The organism is Sinorhizobium prairiense (genome assembly GCF_029201645.2).
Classification (GTDB): Bacteria; Pseudomonadota; Alphaproteobacteria; order Rhizobiales; family Rhizobiaceae; genus Sinorhizobium; species Sinorhizobium meliloti_A.
In genome coordinates this window covers 114,167-132,913 of sequence record NZ_CP104132.1, presented here as the reverse complement: position 1 = coordinate 132,913, position 18,747 = coordinate 114,167, and the positions used below count along the sequence as shown (strand labels likewise).

Genomic DNA, 18,747 nt, shown 5'->3' with positions numbered 1-18,747 from the left:
ACGTTTAATCCGCGACGATCTGCCAGTCGTCATTCGGATTGAACTGCCGTATGTCGGCGGCAATGCTCTCTGTCTGGTCGCCGAGGTCCGCTTCGTAGACGATACCGTTGCGGTTGACGACGAAGGTGTGGACACCCGTCGCGCCATGGCTGACCGGCCAGGCCACGAGGGCGAAGCCGGCGATCATGTTGCCGTTGATCACATAGTCGTATTTACCGCCGGCAATGTTCTCACCCTGGCTGGTGAGAATGCGGTAATGATAACCGAAATAGCCCTTTCCAGCCTTGGCCTTGGCAAGGACGGCGCCATCCTCGAGCGCGGCCCCGGCCGGGCTTTCCGGGCCGGTTGCACTGGAGGGCCAGTAGAGCCCGTCCATCTGACCGTCGCTGCTGATCAGTCTCTGGGCGTATTCCAGCACGCCGTCGCCGTCGTGATCCTGAAGCGCGTACTCCTGCTGCGCATCGACATAGGCGCGCATGGTGGCGATCGCCTGAAGCTCGTTCTCTCCAACACGGCGATTTGCAATCTCCTCAAGACCGGTAAAGGTATCGAAGGCCCACTTGCCGTCGTCGCGCTTGGCGATCGGGAATGGCAGCGGCCAGAGTTCATCGCCGATCTCCAAGACTTTGTGGTTCTCGACGTCTTCGACAACGACCTTCTCCTTTACGCCCTCTTGGATTTCCGCGTAGGTCTCCATGACGCCCTCGCTGGCCCTTGTCTTGGCGGCGTCGAGGCCGAGCAGGTTGGCGAGCTTGTCAAAGTCTCCAGAAGAGACGGTCGTTTTGAAAGCCTCCGCTGCCTGTTCCGCTGTGTCGAACGCGGGGGCTCCCCGGCGGCCGCATAGTCGGAGAGCGGCGTTTCCGCGGACGTGCCGGACTCCTGCGCGAAGCCGACTGTCATGGATACACCCAACAGAACGGAGCCCGTGAGCGAGGTCCAAATTGGCCGATGAACCGTCTTGACCATGAGCGTGCTTCCCCAACTCATCTACGGGGGCCAGGGCGTTTGATCTCGCGATGCGGTTTCCCGCCGCCGCGCTGGCCGCCGCCAAGCGCCTGACGCCCGCGGTCGGAGTGAACCCTGGTGACCTTGCCGCTCTGGACTTGCCCTAGTGGTAACGGCTTGCCGCCGCCACTTCTCTCGATCTTTCCGCCCGGCTTCGGGCGGCTGATCTGGCGATCCCGGTTTGCGCTGGGTCTAGCGTTGCTGACCTGGTTCGCAACGGCCGGTCTCGACCTGACCGCTTCCGCGGGTCTTTGGTCGCCGGCTGTGGTATTCACTCGACTTGCGTCGATCTTTTGACGGGCGTCTACCTTGCTCTTGCGAACATCGTCGACAGAGATCGTGTCGGTGCGGTTCCTGACGGCGCCGACCTGCTCATTGCGCACGGTCCTCGCCCTGCTGGCGATGTTGTTGTCCTTTATGGACTTGAAATTGTTTTCGAACGAAGTTCGATCAATCTTGGCGAGCTGGCTCCTGTCGAAGCTGATCTTGCTGCGATCGACGTTCTTCCAATCGACGTCGTCGAAGTTCACCTTGCCTCTGATGTTCACATTGTTGAAACAGTTGTTGCAGTCGATCTTGATGTCGCTACCGCCCCAGCGCCCGCCCCAAACGCCCCAGTCATCCCAGTCGACGACGGCTGCGAACACTGCGCCGGTAACGAAGCCTGCGAAGAAAGTAGCAGTTGGATAGTAGTAATTCGGATAGGGCTCGGGAGAGTAGGCAAGCGGAGCGGGCTGATAGTTTGGAGCGTAAAGCATTTCCGGCGGATACTGCGGAACGTAGATCTTTTCCGGATTGGCCGCCTGGATCACGACGTTGTCCCTCTCCTGCGCCACCGTGATCTTGTCGTCCGATTTGATGATGCCGTCGGCGACTGCCTTGTCGCGCAATTGCTGGATGGCGACAAGCACGTCCTTCTGCTGGTAGGCGAGCGCATCACCGAGCGACTGTGTCCAGTCGAGATCGTCGCTCATCATCTTGACGATCTCGGGATAGTTCAAGAGGGAGATGATGCTGCCGTCCCAGCTCTCCTTCGGCCTCAGATCCTTGTTCGTCTTTACCTGTTCAAGGAAACGCGCTGCCTCGACGATTTGCAGCGGATAAAGCGATGCCGATGTCACTAAGGCGACGAGCTCATCCGGATAAAGGGCAATGCGGGCGACAAGGACTTCTAGTTCTTCTTCGGTGAGCGGCTGGGACTGCATCTCCGCAGTGTCCGCTTCCTTAACAGCCGCCGCGGCTTGCTCCTGAGCAGCGGCTGCGACGACGAAAGGCGCCGGCGGATACGTCGCGAGAGCAAAGGCGGCTGCCATACTCACTTTGATAGACGGCGCAAGCGTGTTGGATCTCATGGCCTGAACGCTCCCGGATTTCGGAGATGCGCGAGCACGTCTCGTGCCAAACAAGCTCTTCGACGTGTAGAATGCGGGCCGTTCGGATTGGCTTACGCTTCCAGAGCAGCGCCACCTGTCAATGAAGAAATCCCCCAAATCACATCAGCTAATACAATACACCCTGAAATATACGTTGCAACCTTCTGACAGTCGGTGCATGAATCTAGACAGGCTGCACTGGGCACAATGGGCGTGTCGCAGGTTGTGCCGAACAGGGGTACCGGGCTGATTTTGCGAATGTGATCCTGCTCCTCCGCCACGCGACGGAGGAAAGTACGGAGCTGGGCGCATGACTTTGTTCAGAGAGCCTCTGCTGCATTTCGCCGTGATCGGCGCCATCCTCTTTGGCGGCTACTCGTGGCTGCACGACGAGCAGCCCGACGCCGCGGCTGGTGAGCCTGTCCGCATCGGCGAGGGCGATGTCCGCTGGCTGAAGCAAACCTGGTCGAGCCAGTGGCTGCGCGATCCAACCGCCGATGAACTGAAAGGATTGGTCGAAGGCCTCCTCGACGAAAGGCTGCTGGCGCGCGAGGCCGAGGAAATGGCCCTCGACCAGGACGACACCATCATTCGCCGCCGGCTGGCGCAAAAGCTCAAATTCATCGTCCAGGACACTGCTCAGTTGGCTGAACCGACGGAGGCGGAGCTGCGGCAACTCTATGCGGCCAACGGGTCGCACTTTGGGACACCTGGCAGCCTCTCGTTCAAGCAAATCTTCTTCGATCCGGAGCACCGCGCCGACGCTGCGGCTGAGGCCGAAAGCGTGCTCGCCGAGCTGAATGCGCTAAGCGAACCCGAGCCGGTTGGCGACCGACTACTGCTCGGAAACCGCTTCGATGACGCAAGCGAGCTAGCAGTTTCGGGCATGTTCGGCGAAGATTTCGCGCGTCAAGTCTTCGCAGTTGAGCCGGGCCAGTGGCGCGGTCCGGTGAAGTCCGGCTATGGCATTCATCTGGTGTTTGTCACACACCGCACGGCGGCAGCACCGAAACCCTTCGAAGCTGTCAGAGATGCGGTTGGCACCGAGTGGCGCAGGCTCAAGCAAGCCGAACTCAGCCGCGATTTTCTTGTCGCGCTACGCAAGAAGTATGGCGTGGAGCTGGACGACGGAGCGAAAGCGGCGCTGGGTGCTGCCTCGAAGCAGAAGGCAGCCCAGAAATGAGCCGGCGGGTCGACCGATCCGTGTTCGTGCGAAGTAGCTACGCGGCGGGGTGCGTCTGGCTGTTCACACTGATGCTTGCCGCTGCGCTCTTCTCGCAGGCCGCCTCCGCCCACGAACTCCGTCCGGCCTATCTCAGCATTCAGGAAGGGGCACCGAACGAATACAGCGTTCTCTTCAAGACGCCGATGCGGGGCAATGCGCGTCTGGCGCTGACGGCGTTGTTTTCCGGCAGGATCGAGACGGTCACACCAATCGTCTCGCGCCCGAACGGCGACGCGATGGTGCAAAGCTGGCGCGTGCGAACCTTTGAGCCGCTGGCCGGACAGAGCGTGCTTGTCGATGGTCTTCAGAACACCATGACCGACGCGCTCGTCCGGGTGATGTTCGCCAACGGCAACACCTGGACGGCACGGTTGACCCCCAGCGAGCCATCGGCTGTCATCCCGGCGTCGCAGAGCGACTGGGCTGTGTTCGTCACTTATTTGCATCAAGGTATAGAGCACATCGTCTTCGGCTTCGATCACCTGCTTTTCGTCGCTGGTCTGATGCTGATCGTGCGCGGTTGGCGCAAGCTGGTAAAGGCTGTCACCGCTTTCACTGTGGCCCACTCGATCACATTGACCAGCGCGACGCTCGGGTGGGCGACGTTGCCTTCACGACCGGTGGAGGCAATGATCGCCATCAGCATCGTGATGGTCGCCGCGGAAGTCGTCCGGATGGAGCGCGGACAGAATAGCCTCGCAATTGTGAGTCCATGGACAGTGGCATTCGCGTTCGGCCTGTTGCATGGCTTCGGTTTTGCCGGCGCTCTCGGGGACCTTGGCCTGCCGCAAGGCGACATACCGCTGGCACTGCTGGCGTTCAATATCGGCGTTGAACTCGGACAGCTCGCTTTCATCGCGATGACAATGATCGGGCTCTACTCAATAAGGCAGCTCGTCAACATTCCGCGGCACGCGATCGTCGCGTCCGCCTATGCAATCGGCATCGTCGCGGCGTTCTGGAGCGTCGAGCGTCTGGACGCGATGTTCCTGTGAAGGAGGGCACAATGAGGTCACCGGCGGACGGGCGAAGGAAAGCTGTTGTGACTGTGGCAGCAGTTCTGCTGGCCGCAGCGCCGGCGCCAGGCGCGTTTGCCTGCGGCTATGAGGACCCCCAGTCGGTTTCACGCGGTTTCCTGAACTGGCTCTATCCGGAACTCGCTGCACGTCATAGGCGCAATATCGAGGGAGGTGGCCGCCCGTCGGCTACCTCCGGCGAATTTCAATCGGGCGAGCGTCGATTTGTTCGGGCGTCGATACAGCGCGACCAAAATGGCGCTGGAGCAGTTCGGTGAGATGCTTAGTGCCGCGGCGCCGACTCCGTCTCAGCCATCCCTTTCGCTGGTCCTCGTGGAGCCGGTGCTTTGGACCCGATTTGAGCGTGGTGCCAACGGCTTGCATGCGAGAGTGCATGTTTCCGGCGTTGAGCCAGGCGATCTGGTGCTCGTTTCGGGTGAGGCGGTCATCAGCGAGATTGCCAAGGGCCGACTGACGGTTGGTCAGGCCACCAAGACCGGCCTCATTCGGATCTACGGATTGGAGGAGCAGAAGGCGCAATTCATCGATACCTTTCAGCGGGTCGGAAGCAGCCCGTTGGCGACCGGGTGGAGCCGGGGCAAGGAGTCACAGCCATCGCTGACACCTACTCCCCAGCCGAGACTGGGGGCGAACCTGTCGGCAGCACATCACTGACGATCAATTCCAGGAGGAAAGCAAATGGCGTGGAATTTGCTGCAAGGAACCGCAATCGCGACTGTGATGGCCGCCAGCCTCTGGGCACCAGCACGCGCGCAGGACGCCGGAACTTTGAGCCCGGACGGGGCGGAACTGGGGCACAAGCGCCCGCCTGTCTATTCGCCATATGCCGGGCGCGACTTTCCCACTCGCCCGTTCTTCGGCGATACACACGTGCATACGTCGTTCTCGATGGATGCCGGTGCTTTTGGAGCCCGGCTGACGCCGCAGGACGCGTATCGTCTTGCGAAGGGCGAGGAGCTTACGTCATCCACGGGCCAGGCAGTAAAGCTATCACGGCCGCTCGATTTCCTCGTCGTGGCCGACCACTCTGACAACATGGGTTTCTTCCCCGACCTGTTTGCCGGAAAACCGGAGTTGCTCACCGACCCGCTGGGCCGCAAGTGGTACGACATGATCCGTTCGGGCCAGGGAGCCGAAGCGGCTGTCGACATCATAACCTCGTTTGGTGCGGGGAAGTTCAAGGGGCCGATCCTCTATTCGCCTGATTCGAGCCAATATCGCTCGGCATGGCGAGAGACAATCAAGGCGGCGGAGGAGGCGAACGAGCCGGGCAGATTTACCGCGTTTATTGGATATGAATGGACTTCCAACACCGGCGGCAACAATCTGCACCGAAACGTCATTTTCCGCGACAACGCGCAAAGAGCGAGTCAAGTGGTGCCATTCACCGTGCTACCACCCGGAAGCGATAATCCGCGCGAATTGTGGAAGTGGATGGCGGCCTACGAGGAAAAGACAGGCGGCGACGTGCTTGCGATCGCTCACAACGGCAATTTGTCGAACGGTCTGATGTTTCCGATGATCGAACCTGGCACCAACGCGCCGATCGACCGGGCGTACGCGGAGATCCGTAGTGAATGGGAGCGCCTTTATGAAGTCACGCAGATAAAAGGTGACGGCGAGACGCATCCGTTCCTGTCTCCGAACGACGAGTTCGCCAATTTCGAACGGTGGGACAAGGGCAACCTCGATCTGACAGTCGCCAAGACGCCAGAAATGCTCGAGTTCGAATACGCCCGCTCGGCGCTGAAGAACGGCCTCAAGCTGGAGCAGGAATTCGGCGTCAATCCTTACAAGTTCGGAATGATCGGATCGACGGACGCGCACACCGGTCTCGCCGCTGTTGAGGAGGATAATTTCTTCGGCAAGACGTCGAGCAGCGAGCCAAGCGCGGAACGCACCAGCCATCCCTTCGTCAAACAGGGCGAGCGAGTGATCATGGGCTGGGAGCAGACGGCCTCCGGCTACGCGGCGGTATGGGCAGCGCAAAACACGCGGGAGGCACTTTTCGATGCCATGGAGCGGCGCGAGACCTACGGCACCACCGGTCCGCGTATGCTGGTGCGTTTCTTCGGCGGGTTCGACTTCGTCGACGCCGACGCCGATACCCGGAGTCCCGCGACCGCGGGTTATACGAAGGGCGTTCCGATGGGCGGCGATATCGGACCTGCTCCCGAGGGTAAGGCGCCGACCTTCCTGGTCGCCGCGCTGAAAGATCCGGTTGGGGCCAACCTCGACCGCTACCAGATCGTCAAGGGCTGGATGGACACGGCGGGAGAACTGCACGAGCGGGTCTATGACGTCGCCTGGTCCGGAGACCGCAAGCCCGGCGCCGACGGCAAGTTGACGCCGGTGGGAAACACCGTCGATGTCGCTAATGCCACCTGGACCAACACAATCGGGGCGCCCGAGCTTGTTGGCGTCTGGACCGACCCGGACTTCGATCCCGCCGAGCGCGCCTTCTATTACGGTCGGGTGATCGAAATTCCGACGCCACGCTGGACAGCCTATGACGCGAAGTATTTTGGCATCACCATGCCGCCGGACGTGCCGATGACGATGCAGGAGCGAGCCTACACATCGCCGATCTGGTACAGTCCAGCGGAGTAGCGGATTCGGCGCGTCTGCGCCGATGGTTCGATGGGGGCATTAAGCAAGGAGTGGGGATAATGGAACTGCGCAAGTTGATCGCTGCCGGCCTGTTCGGGCTGTTCGGATCCGTAGGCACTGCCGGCGCCGCGGATGCGATCTATCCGGGAGCGAAAACGGTGGAGTACGAGACACCATACGGCTGGACGTTCACCGTCGGCATGTACGGCTGGCTTTCGGGGATAGAGGGCGACGTCGGCGCCCGGGGCAGAACCACTAGTATCGATGCCAGCTTCGACGACATACTGTCGAATCTCGACGTTGGCGTGATGGGTTTGGCCGAAGCGCGCTATGGCCGCTTCGGCATCTTCACCGACCTCAACTACATCAGGCTTTCGGCTTCGCGCGACACGCCGTTCGGTCTCCTGGCACGCAGCGTCGATCTGACGACGCACAGCCTTATGTGGACGGCCGCCGGCGAGTATCGCCTGGTCGACCAGCCGGATGCCAGCCTCGACGCCTTCGCTGGCTTCCGACTGTTCTCAATCAAGAACGAACTCGACTTCAACCCACCCGGTCTGCTGGGGGGAACCGAACTGTCGCAGACGGAAACCTGGACAGATCCGATCGTTGGATTGAAGGGGCGCGTTTCAATCAACGAGCACTTTTACCTGACGAGCTGGGCATTGATTGGAGGCGGGGCCTCTTCCGACCTCGTTTGGGATGTGATGGGCGGCGCCGGTTATCAAATCAGCGACTCCATCTCGGCGGTCGTTGGATACCGCGCTGCCGGTGTCGACTATGAGAATGATGGCTTCGTCTACGACACGGTCCAGCACGGCCCGACAATTGGTCTGGTCGTTCGTTTTTGACGCAACCGTCGAGAGCTTAGTCCATCGCCCGCACTTGCCGCAATGGTGGCTTCTCCAGGCCTCTGAGAGGCCACAGCTCTGGGTCATGTATGCCGTTAAGCTGCCACCAGATGTCCTCGAAGTCGCAAAATGCAATCATTTATCTGATGCTCCTCCTGGCCAGTCTACATCAACGTTTTGGCCATGGGCCAAGATCACGGAGTTCGGTAAAGCGCCCGGTATGCGCTGCGGCAAGTGGGTCTCCCAGGAGGTTAACCACTTCATTGGCCGGGTGTAAGCATTTGGCGCGCGGAAGCCCCTATCCGCCGACGAAGACCCGGCCGCTGCTGCGACCCGGCGGCTTCAAGGCGCCCTTTACGCCAAGTGCGGCTCAACCTGACACAATCGCTTCGCAGTTCATTTGAAAGGCACTTATGGACGCACCGCCTATCGTCAATGACTTTGCCGCGGTCATTCAAACCTCTCTGGCGCCTGTCTTTCTGTTGGCGGGCACGGCAGGTTTCGTAAACATTTTCGCCACTCGTCTCGGGAGAGTGTCGGATCGCCTGAACGAGGTCGCGGAGAGAAACGGAGAAAGCCAGGCACTGCGCATGCAGCTCGCCTACCTGCGACGACGGACGCTCGCACTTGAAATTGCGGTTGTGCTCGGGGTGGTGGCTGGCATTTGCACGGGTGGCGCAATCTTGAATCTTCTCGCCGGGACGCTTGCCATCGGATTCCGCCCAGAGAATCTTTTTTGGTTCTTTGGCGGTGCAATAGTCTCGCTCATACTTTCGCTCGTTGCATTCCTGTTTGAATTGGTTATCGCCTGCCGGAACATGTTGCGGCAGATCCGAATGGACAGGCACGGTAGGCGCGATTGAAATCGACTTCCTCACAGAGCCGGCGCTCTGACCGGTTGGCATGCTGTAGACGTTGATCGTAAGCGCGTAGGGACCCCCACGTATCAATTGACGCGCTGATCGAGGATTTTCTGCATGAGTGATGCGGAGAATCCTATGAGCGACAGTGTGAATCAGCCACGAACATTCGAGGTTTTGACGGCGGCGCCGGTGCGGGCGCGGCGCAAGCCGCGAGACTGGCCGAACGAGGAGAAGGAGCGCCTGATTGCCGAGACGTTGTTGCCTGGAGCCAATGTCTCTGCGATCGCGCGCGCTGAGGGATTGGATCCCTCGCAGCTTTACGGGTGGCGTCGCAAGGCACTGTCATCGGGGTTGGTTGCGCCCCTGACGGAAACCGCGAAGAAGGAGGTCAAGTTCGCGCGCGTTGAGCCGGTGGCAAGCTCTGCGGTCGAAATCGTCCTCGGTGATGTCGTGGTGCGCGTCGGCGGCGATATCGAGTCGGATCACCTGGTGAAGATACTCCGAGCGGTCCGCAAGGCATGATCGCGTCCGGCGTTGTCGTTTACGTGTCGTGCCAGCCGGTCGACTTCCGCAAAGGTGCGGCATCCTTGATGGCTCTGGTCAGAGATGGCGGTCTCGACCCGTTCAACGGAGCGCTTTATGTGTTCCGGTCGAAACGGGCGGACCGTGTTCGCATCGTCTGGTGGGATGGCAGCGGTGTCTGCCTCTATTCGAAAACCCTCGAGGAGCAGAGCTTTTGCTGGCCGGGCATATCGGCCGCCAGGATACGTCTGGACCATTCGCAATTAATGGCGCTTCTGGCCGGTCTGGATTGGAAGAAGATCCGGCCAACCAAGGTCAGACGGCCGTTGCTGACGGGCTGAACAGGACTGCGGCAAGATGAATCATGTTGCTGTAATGATTGGGAAAGCGGCTGTTTTTGTGCTCTATTCGCCCGCATGGATTTGCCCCTTAGCGACCTGCCGGACGACGTTGATGCGCTGAAAGCGATGGTTCTCGCGTTGGCGCGCGAACAAGCCGCGAAAGAGGTCCGGCTGAAGGTGGCCGAGGCTGAGATCGCGCGGTTGGAGGCGGTTGAGAAGAGCGCCAACGAGCGGATTGCCAACCTGACCTTGATCATGAAGGTTTTGCAGCGCACGCAAAATGGCAAGCGCTCTGAGCGGCTCCGCCTCGGGGTCAATGACGAGCAAGTCTCCTTTGCCTTCGAAGAGGTCGAAACCGGCCTATCGGCAATCCGCAGCGAGCTCGATCGCGCAGCCAAGGACAAGCCGAAGCGAGCGCCGCGTCCGCGCAAGGGTTTTGCCGCCCATCTCGAGCGCATCGAAGAGGTCATCGAGCCGGAAATCCCGGCCGGGTGCGAGGGGTTGTCAAAGGTTCTGATCGGAGAGGACCGCTCCGAGCGGCTGGACGTCGTGCCGCCGAAGTTCAGGGTTATCGTGACGCGTCGCCCCAAATACGCTTTCCGGGGCAGCGACGGCGTGGTCCAGGCCTTGGCGCCGGCACACATCATCGAAGGCGACCTGCCGACGGAACGGCTGCTCGCCTATATCGCCGTTTCCAAATACGCCGATGGTCTTCCTCTTTATCGGCAGGAAGCGATCTATTTGCGTGATGGCGTCGAGATCAGCCGGTCGCTGATGGCCCAATGGATGGGGCATCTGGGCTTCGAACTGCAGATGCTGGCCGATTATATCCTGGAGAGGGTCAAGGAGGGCGAAAGGATCTTTGCCGACGAGACGACCCTACCCACTCTTGCGCCCGGTTCGGGCAAAACCACCAAGGCCTGGCTTTGGGCTTACGCACGCGACGACCGCCCCTATGGCGGAACCAGTCCGCCGATGGTGGCCTATCGTTTTGAAGACAGCAGAGGTGCGGATTGCGTGACGCGTCATCTCTCCGGATTCACCGGCATCCTGCAAGTGGATGGCTACTCGGCCTATACTAATCTCGCCAAGACGCGGGCCAAAACCGGCAGCAACGAAAGGGTCCAGCTTGCAGGATGTTGGGCACATCTACGGCGCAAGTTTTATGACCTGCACATCAGCGGAGTCTCGCAGGCCGCCACAGACACTGTCCTGGCAATGACCGAGCTCTGGCGCATCGAGGATGAAGTTCGCGGTAAGGATGCCGACAGCCGCGCGGCCCGGCGCCAGGAGAAATCCTCGACCACCGTCGCCAGCCTCTTCGAGCTCTGGGAAAAGGAACTGGGCAAGGTCTCGGGAAAATCCAAAACCGCCGAGGCGATCCGCTACGCGCTCACCCGGCGCGAGGCGCTGGAGCGCTTTCTGACGGACGGTCGCATCGAAATCGACTCCAACATCGTCGAACGGGCGATCAGGCCCCAAACGATTACGAGAAAGAATAGCCTATTCGCCGGCAGCGAGGGCGGTGGACGAACTTGGGCGACGGTGGCCACCTTGTTGCAGACCTGCAAAATGAATGGCGTCGATCCGCTCGACTGGCTCTCGCAGACCTTGACCCGCATCGCTCAAGGCTGGCCCGCATCCGAAATCGAAGCTCTCATGCCCTGGAACTTCAGGTCAGACGCCGTCAGCTAACCGCTTACCGTTGATCAGCATGTGGATCATCAGTTCGATCGAAGGCCTGCTGTTGTAGGGCTGAAACTTTGCGCGGGTGCTGACGAGGTCAGAGCCCGTCCGATGAAAGGAGATTCGGCGTGAGGCAATGTGCCCGCGCATGGAGTGATGATCTTCGCCACCCAGTTTTCGCTGCGTCGGCTGGAAAGGATGCCCGCGCGGTCGGCTGCGGCGCCGTTCGGGACCAGATCTCGACGGCTATTGGCTCGATCGCGAGCGCCCGGCAGACTCAGTGAGCGCTTTCTAGCACCGTCTCGACGATCATGAGCCTTTCATCCTTGGTATGATCGAGGCGTCGAAGGACATCACGCTGAACGAGGTGTCTCTGCGCCTGGGCCGATCCGTCTTTATCGGCCGCAGCACGCTCGGCGTCTGGCTGCGCAAAGCGTCTTCACATTCAAAAAAGACCGCACATGCACTGGAGCAGGAGCGGCCAGACCTCCTTGAAAGCTAAGTGGCGGTCGATGCGGCGAGGACACTGTCTGCCGGAAAGTGCTCTCGACTGGAATCGTAGAAGAGCTGCGCTGGAGCCGTCTGAAATCCCATCATTCGCCTGATTTTCCCTCAAATCCTTGAATCACGCGTCCACGCCGGCAATGACCAGTTTTGCAACACTGTCGGACATTAGTAGCCATTGCCAACGGCGGAAGCTATTGAGGATCCCCGCCTAGCCATAACAATGGAATTCTCACAGCCGAAGCGGACTCTTCTATGAGACCCGTTTCACGCCAGGGGGCTGCCATGTCCCTTCGCCCGCTGGCAAGATCGAGGGTGGCGTCGGCTTCGGCCAATATAGACGCATCACGAGATAGATTTTGCCAGCCGGGGCCGGAAGCCAATTGGCTTCCTTCTCCGCACCGGGGCTATCTTTTTGAATGTAGAGCGTCAATGAGCCGTCCGCATTGGTATTCATGGACGGCAGCATGGGCGAGTTAATCAGATAGCGGTTGATCGGGTTTTCGATCAGGAGTTGGGACTCACCGTCATACATGGTAAGCGACCAGAAAGCGTTCACGGGCGGCTGCTGACCGGGCGGAAACGTCAGCGTATAGTTGTGCTTGCTGCCGTCGAGCGTCTGGCCGTCGCTGTCGACGCGAGTGAACGGATAGGTCGCTTCCTCCGGGTCATTCCCATAAATGCCGGCCTGAGCAGCGACGGCACGCTTCATCCAGTCGCCGTTATAGTGGGCGCTGTCGCCTGGAAGACCGCTGACCCGCCATCCATTGATCGTCTTACCGACACTGGCGACCGCCTCATCGACCTTCCGCTGGCCTTCCTTCATGCCAAGACCAAACTCCAGCTTCTGCTCTAGAGGGAGGTCCTTAAAGTTGAACGTCTTGCCGGGCCCAACGCCGATGCGCGCGAGCTGCGCGCGGATCTCCATTTCGTTGGCTTCAGGCGGCGCGAATTGCAGCGCAAAGTCGAGAAACTCGAAGAAGTTGCTCTTCACCAGTTCCTTGTTGATTTTCGGGAAGTCGATAGTTGGTGCGGCCGGCGGCGGCGTCTGCTTCAGATAGGCAGAGAGCATCTGCACCTTATAGCCAGCCTGCACCCTCTTGACGTTGTCGAGATCATCTGGGCCGAAAAGCTGGGTTCGATAACCCGCAAGCGAAAACTGTGTGCTTGAACGAAACACCTGCTTGATGCCCGCCGGGGTGTCGCCCGTCCAGTCCGGCCCAACCACCATGTAGTCGCCGGCCTCACTCCCTGTGGCTCGGGTGCCGATATAGCCATAATTGTAGGTATTGCCGTCGCAGAGCATAATCGAGTAGTAGCGCTTCGGGTCGATCGCCGGCACCGAGAGCACCACCGGTTCCGCCCGCAAATCCAGCCACACGAAGGAATAGGGCGTGTCGCTGTTTGGCGTCACGATTGCCGTATCTTTGTAGGTGAAGACGTTAGGCTCATTCCTGATCTCATTGAACGGTGCCTTGAACTGCCCCGAATTGCGATCGACCGCATACTCGTACATGATGGCATAGTTCATCACGATAGGCAGTCCGTAGATGAACCCCGCCTCAGCGATGTTCTTGGCCTCTAGCAGGCTTGGCCAATCGGCATTGCTTTGCGCCGTGGCAGGCGTGGACTTCGCCGTCGCGGCGGCGAATGCGGCCATCGCAGCAGAGCGGAGCAGATCGCGTTTCGTAAGCATGTGAACAACTTCCCTCCGTTTCGCGGCTTGCGGTCAAGCGCGCATAGGTAGCAGGAGAACGTTACGCCTCGCTTCGGTGGCTGACAATGCAAAACGGCCCATCAGACTCGCTTCTTTGTCCTCGTTGGGTGGAATTGCGCGTCGCTTCGCTGCATCGTGGCACGGCGTTCGTTCGCCATGATGAGAGTGAATGCGTCAGAAGAGCTGCATCGGAGGCTGACCGCGTCATGTTCATACACGAGTGAAAGGCCCTCAAGGGGCCGGGTCGGGACGCTTCCTCGCCTGTCTTCTGCCACGGCTTGGATCGGGAGCCGTTCTTCACAAGCGCTGGCCATGGCTTGTTGCGAGGGTAAAGATCACATAACGTATCAAAGGGAATTTCCGGCGCACACCGCACTCGATGGCTGCTGATTTCCGTCGCCCTGGCGGATGTTTGCTTGTCATCGGACAGGCGAGGGAATTGGGGTATGGCCCGCCACCGAAACTTCTATTAGGATCCATCCGACTGCATTTTGCGCCAGGCCGTTGGCGGCATCTCAAATGTCCTTTTGAAGGCCCGGTTGAAGGCGGCCTCCGACTCGTAGCCTATTTCAAAGGCGATGCGAGCAATGGGTTCATGAGAGCCCCTTAGCCGTTGTGCCGCGACCTGCATCCGCCAATTCGCCAGATAGCGCATCGGCGGCTCGCCCAAAAGGCTTGTGAATCGCTCCGCAAAGGCCGAGCGCGACAAACCGATTTCCTGGGCGAGTTCCTCCGTCGTCCAGGGGTGAGTCATGCGGCTGTGCAGGAGAGCCAGCGCCCGCCCAACGGCGCGGTCGCGCAGGCCAGCAAGCCATCCGCTCGCCTCGGGTGGAAGCGACCTTACATATCGACACACCGCTTCTACGAACAGCAGCTCTGCCAGCTTCGCAAGGACCGCTGGCGACTCGATTCTCCCTGCCGATAGCTGTTGCGCGGCAAAGCGGAACGAACTCTCGATCCAATCGCCGGAGGCTCCCTCCTCCACACCAATTTTGAGCATCCTCGGCAAGACGCCACAGATTGTCGCGTGGGGCGAATTGGTACCGAGATAGCCGCATAGGATTAGCGTCCGTTCGCCTCCGCCTCCGTACGCTATGCGAGCCAATCCGCCTGCTGCTGAGCGCTGGATTAGGAAATGGGCGTTAACCGGCCTGACATTGGTCGAACTACCAATGACGTGCTCGTCGTTGCGCGGCATCAAGATGATCTCACCGGCTTGAACAGGAACCGGTGAATGCCCATCCGTCTGCAGAATGAGTCGACCAGCCGTCACGTAATGATAGGCGATCAACTGAGCGGGCTGCGGCATGAAAGGGCCGCAGTCCTCTGGCGCGATCTGCGACGTCACGCACCAGGGCGCGGTGAATTCCGCCTCGAGAAAGACGCCTCCGGTAAGCTGCATCGAACGGCAGATGTCCAGCAGCGCATCCATTCGCCACACTCCGTTGTCAGGCGGCTCGGACAAGAGAACCGGCGTTCCGGTCATTCTTCAGGAACGCCGGTTGCATCATAACCGATAGCGCAATGACAGTAACGGGAAATACCGGCGAAGGGCCGCGTTGCAGATGGGCGCGTTCAACGCTACCGCGATCACGGCTGTCCAGCATGGGAGGACATAAATAATGATTGATCTTAGACGACTGCCGCAGCGTAGCGGAGGCATCATTCTAACCGACGCCGGAATCGAGACAACACTGACATTCCGGGATGGTTTCGATCTCCCCATTTCGCCGCCTTCCATCTGCTGCGGGACGAACAAGGCACGCAAGCGCTGCGTGACTACTATCGCCGCCACGCGGAGATCGCGCGAAAGAACGGAGCGGGCTTCATCCTGGAAAGCGCCACCTGGCGGGCGAGCCCCGACTGGGGCGACAAGCTTGGCTATTCCGCAGCTGCGCTTGACGAGGCAAATCGCAAGGCGATCGCACTCCTGCACGAGCTGAGGACAGAGTTGGAGACCGACCGTTCGCCGATGATTATCAGCGGCTGCATCGGTCCTCGCGGGGACGGCTATGATCCAGGCAAGGTGATGAGCCCGCACGAGGCTCAGGCTTATCACGCTCGGCAAATCGGCGTCTTCGCCGAAGTCGGCGTCGATCTGGTCACCGCCATCACCATGACGAACACCAACGAAGCAATCGGCGTGACGCGCGCTGCACAAGCTGCCGGACTACCGGCCGTCATTTCCTTCACGGTCGAGACCGACGGACGCCTCCCCACCGGCGATCGTCTTCGGGACGCCATCGAGGCCGTCGACCTAGCAACGGGCAACGGGCCGCAATATTTCATGATTAACTGCGCCCATCCAACCCACTTCATGGACGTCCTTGATGGGGAAGCCTGGGTTCAACGGCTGTACGGGATAAGGGCCAATGCCTCGGAATGCAGCCATGCCGAGCTCGACAACGCGACGGAACTCGATGATGGCAATCCGATAGAGCTCGGCCTGCAATATCGGGATCTGCGTCGCAGTTTTCCGCACATCAAAGTGCTCGGTGGCTGCTGCGGTACGGATCATCGCCACATCGAGCAGATCTGCATGAGCTGCATGGAAGCAGCCTGACGCGACTTTTGAAAGCATACGTATGGGGCGACGCCATGAGCGAGAATCTGAGATCATACACCGTCACACTCGTTGACGGCCTTTCGGTTCCTTGCGTCGAGCATGGCGATCCCACCGGGATGCCGCTGCTCCTCCTGCACGGTTATCCCGATAGCTGGCGCTCGTTTGAATCGGTGCTGTCGAAGTTTCCGATCTCGATCCGCGCGATCGCCTTTACGCAAAGAGGGCACGGCGAGGCAGATAAGCCCGACAGCGGCTACTCGCCCGTAGATTTCGCAGCGGACGCGGTAAGGCTCCTGGACAGGCTCGGCATTCCCTGCGCAGTCATTGCCGGCCACTCAATGGGAAGTTTCGTGGCACAGCGCATCGCCATCGACTATCCCGAGCGTGTTTCCGGGCTTGTCCTTATGGGCTCGTTCCCGACGCTGATCGGTAACATCGTTGCGGACGAACTCTGGCGGGAAGGAGTTTCGCAGCTCGAAGATCCTGTTGGAAGGGCCTTCGCCTTCGATTTTCAGCGAAGCACGGTGAAACAACCAATTCCGGATCAACTCCTTAATATCTTCGTCAGCGAAAGCCTCAAAGTTCCGGCCAGGGTATGGCGTGCGGTGTTAAAGGGGCTGATGAACGCCGATCATACGCGCGATCTCCACTGCATCGGGGCTCCCACACTCATCGTATGGGGCGCTTATGACAATTTCTTTCCGCGGTCGGATCAGAACAAGCTTTTGGGTGCGATCCGCAACGCCCAATTGTTGATCTACGAAACCTCCGGTCATTCATTTCATTGGGAAGAGCCGGAGCGCTTCGTGCGCGACGCTGCAGCCTTCGTCGAGACGGTGGCGCTGTCGCGAATACCCGGTTGAGGAGCGCCAAATAGCCGATCGCCTTGTGGCCTGTAGGCGGGCGCCTACAACGATCAACGACTGCGCCCACGCGACTTCCGATGGCGGCCTTATGGTGCTCGAGCGCAGACCGGCGAAAACCGGGCCGCGGGGGTGTTCCGCAAGGTCGACCTCACCGCAAGACGGAAGAAATATAATCCTGGCCCCACACGACGGGCAGCGATGGTCGTGTCTGGAGCGTGACGTATAGGTGAGCCGACGCGTCCGAGGGAGAGCCGGTCAGGCAACCCCGTATTTGTCCAGCAGCGCATCGAGGATTGTCGCGCCTCGATACGCGCTTGGTCCTGGCCCAGAATATCCTTCATCGTTATGTAGTTCTCGAAGCCGGACACGGCTGAGACCGCAAACTCTTCCAGTTTTTTCTCGCCAAGTCGCGTGCCGACAGGTGCCAGAGCCTCCCTGAACATCGGCAGGCGCCGTGCCGCGCGCCGATAGCGCGGAGCGCCGTCAGATCCCGACTGCAGTGCACGTGCGGCGAAGACAACGAGGTCTTCTGCATTCTGGAGGGCACCTACGCCTTTCACATCGATGGAGAGGAGCGTATTGCCCGCTCCGGAGACGTCGTAGCAATCCCGAACGGAGCGGTTCATGCACTGAAGAATATCGGCGAGAGCTCCGGGCGCATGTTTGTCTTCAACGTGCCTGGGAGGATCCATGCGGCGTTTTTCTCGAGTTTGGGCGAGCCAATGCCGGTGGGTACGAGTGAATTTCCCCCGCCTTCCGACTCACCGCCAGACATCCCGCGGCTCATCGAAGAGGCCAGACGCTTGGCCGTCACAATCCATCCCTGAAAATTGCTGTCCCGCATGTGGGGGCATCAAAGCGCGTCACGCGCCAAGGTGTCGAGTGGCCCACTGAAGGTTTTGGTTGTAAATTGCTCGCGCGTTCAGCAGGCTACACGCGAAAGCAGCAGGGCCTTTCCGGATCGCCGATATTCTCCGTCTGCCTGGTCAAGTTGTGGCGGATCTGCTCGGAGGCAAAATCCGGCTCAGACGCTATGGCATCGAGATCCAAATCACGGCCCGGGCGCTTGTTCAACCGCTAGATTCGGGAGGAAAAAGGCTTGGACAAATCCGGTGCAGATGGTTTTAGAGACGAGGTTCTGCTCATGCGCGAGGTATTGGAGGACTGGTGTGCTTTACGCGGCGTTCGCCTCGACAGCTCCGCCGCAGTCAAAGCTGCGTCGATCCTGCTCGGGCTCGGGCGGGACCTTCGCAGGCAACAGCTGCGCAGGCCCTTCTTCAGATGGCCCCAGACAGCAGGCGTTAAGGTGTTCGCGTCAAGACAATCCATTATGCCGATCGGAAAGCCGCCGCTTCGGTAACGAAACAAACCATATTCATGGGAGCGAGGGCGCCGCCGCTTTCTGGGTCTCGGTTCTCGGTACCTGTCACTCCGCTTCGTGCGATCCGGTGCCTCTCCGCAAGCGGCGTAGAGAGCCGTTAACTGACCTTAAATGCCCCTGCCAAATTGCAGCTTGCTGTCGCCTTTCCGGGCAGATCGGAATAACGGTTGGAAGATCAGCGGCCTGACGGTCTGAGAGGG

The 18,747-nt window shown here is 60.0% G+C and carries 14 protein-coding genes and 3 pseudogenes; 13 read left to right on the top strand and 4 right to left on the bottom strand.

Going from position 1 to position 18,747, the window contains the following annotated elements:
* Positions 1–4 precede the first annotated feature (4 nt).
* Together N0Q91_RS20210 and N0Q91_RS20205 are read right to left on the bottom strand one after the other, a co-directional pair.
* Positions 5–966, bottom strand: a pseudogene (locus N0Q91_RS20210) (DUF2950 family protein).
* Between the two features lie 17 nt (positions 967–983).
* Entirely contained in the window at positions 984–2,357 is a 1,374-nt protein-coding gene (locus N0Q91_RS20205) for a DUF3300 domain-containing protein (RefSeq protein WP_275598492.1), read from the bottom strand.
* Positions 2,358–2,688: 331 nt separating this feature from the next.
* Here N0Q91_RS20205 and N0Q91_RS20200 point away from each other — a divergent pair, with 331 nt between their 5' ends.
* The 10 genes and pseudogenes from N0Q91_RS20200 to N0Q91_RS20155 form a co-directional block, all read left to right on the top strand.
* Entirely contained in the window at positions 2,689–3,561 is an 873-nt protein-coding gene (locus N0Q91_RS20200; protein WP_275598491.1) for a peptidylprolyl isomerase, read from the top strand.
* Positions 3,558–4,598, top strand: a complete 1,041-nt coding sequence (locus N0Q91_RS20195; protein WP_375341895.1) for a HupE/UreJ family protein — start codon at positions 3,558–3,560, stop codon at positions 4,596–4,598. The genes N0Q91_RS20200 and N0Q91_RS20195 overlap by 4 nt, the downstream gene beginning before the upstream one ends.
* A 276-nt stretch (positions 4,599–4,874) precedes the next feature.
* A complete protein-coding gene (locus tag N0Q91_RS20190; protein WP_275598489.1) occupies positions 4,875–5,294 on the top strand; it encodes a hypothetical protein in 420 nt (139 codons plus the stop codon).
* Between the two features lie 24 nt (positions 5,295–5,318).
* Positions 5,319–7,250: a DUF3604 domain-containing protein gene (locus N0Q91_RS20185; RefSeq protein ID WP_275598488.1), complete on the top strand. Its 1,932-nt coding sequence runs from the start codon at positions 5,319–5,321 to the stop codon at positions 7,248–7,250.
* Between the two features lie 59 nt (positions 7,251–7,309).
* Entirely contained in the window at positions 7,310–8,101 is a 792-nt protein-coding gene (locus N0Q91_RS20180; protein WP_275598487.1) for a hypothetical protein, read from the top strand.
* A 413-nt stretch (positions 8,102–8,514) separates the two neighbouring features.
* Positions 8,515–8,964, top strand: coding sequence for a DUF2721 domain-containing protein (locus tag N0Q91_RS20175; RefSeq protein ID WP_275598486.1), 450 nt, complete (start codon positions 8,515–8,517; stop codon positions 8,962–8,964).
* Between the two features lie 135 nt (positions 8,965–9,099).
* Positions 9,100–9,486, top strand: a complete 387-nt coding sequence (locus N0Q91_RS20170) for a transposase (protein WP_015008426.1) — start codon at positions 9,100–9,102, stop codon at positions 9,484–9,486.
* A complete protein-coding gene (gene tnpB / locus N0Q91_RS20165) occupies positions 9,483–9,827 on the top strand; it encodes an IS66 family insertion sequence element accessory protein TnpB (RefSeq protein ID WP_003537853.1) in 345 nt (114 codons plus the stop codon). The genes N0Q91_RS20170 and tnpB overlap by 4 nt, the downstream gene beginning before the upstream one ends.
* 75 nt (positions 9,828–9,902) lie before the next feature.
* Positions 9,903–11,522 (top strand): IS66 family transposase, encoded by a 1,620-nt coding sequence (gene tnpC, locus N0Q91_RS20160; protein ID WP_275598485.1) that lies wholly within the window; start codon positions 9,903–9,905, stop codon positions 11,520–11,522.
* Positions 11,523–11,641: 119 nt separating this feature from the next.
* Positions 11,642–12,009 (top strand): annotated as a pseudogene (locus N0Q91_RS20155) (IS630 family transposase); the annotation flags it as partial.
* 261 nt (positions 12,010–12,270) lie between these two features.
* On the opposite strand, the gene N0Q91_RS20150 reads toward N0Q91_RS20155, so the two are convergent.
* Together N0Q91_RS20150 and N0Q91_RS20145 are read right to left on the bottom strand one after the other, a co-directional pair.
* A complete protein-coding gene (locus N0Q91_RS20150; protein ID WP_275598484.1) occupies positions 12,271–13,713 on the bottom strand; it encodes a DUF1254 domain-containing protein in 1,443 nt (480 codons plus the stop codon).
* A gap of 490 nt (positions 13,714–14,203) precedes the next feature.
* Positions 14,204–15,166 (bottom strand): AraC family transcriptional regulator, encoded by a 963-nt coding sequence (locus N0Q91_RS20145; RefSeq protein ID WP_275598483.1) that lies wholly within the window; start codon positions 15,164–15,166, stop codon positions 14,204–14,206.
* Positions 15,167–15,356: 190 nt separating this feature from the next.
* Between N0Q91_RS20145 and N0Q91_RS20140 the strand changes: the two are divergent.
* From N0Q91_RS20140 to N0Q91_RS20130, 3 genes and pseudogenes are all read left to right on the top strand, one after another.
* Positions 15,357–16,297: pseudogene (locus tag N0Q91_RS20140) on the top strand (homocysteine S-methyltransferase family protein).
* A 35-nt stretch (positions 16,298–16,332) separates the two neighbouring features.
* Complete coding sequence (locus tag N0Q91_RS20135) at positions 16,333–17,163, top strand: alpha/beta fold hydrolase (protein ID WP_275600265.1); 831 nt, start codon at positions 16,333–16,335, stop codon at positions 17,161–17,163.
* Positions 17,164–17,633: 470 nt separating this feature from the next.
* Entirely contained in the window at positions 17,634–17,993 is a 360-nt protein-coding gene (locus tag N0Q91_RS20130; protein WP_345774932.1) for a cupin domain-containing protein, read from the top strand.
* The last annotated feature ends 754 nt before the right edge of the window (positions 17,994–18,747 follow it).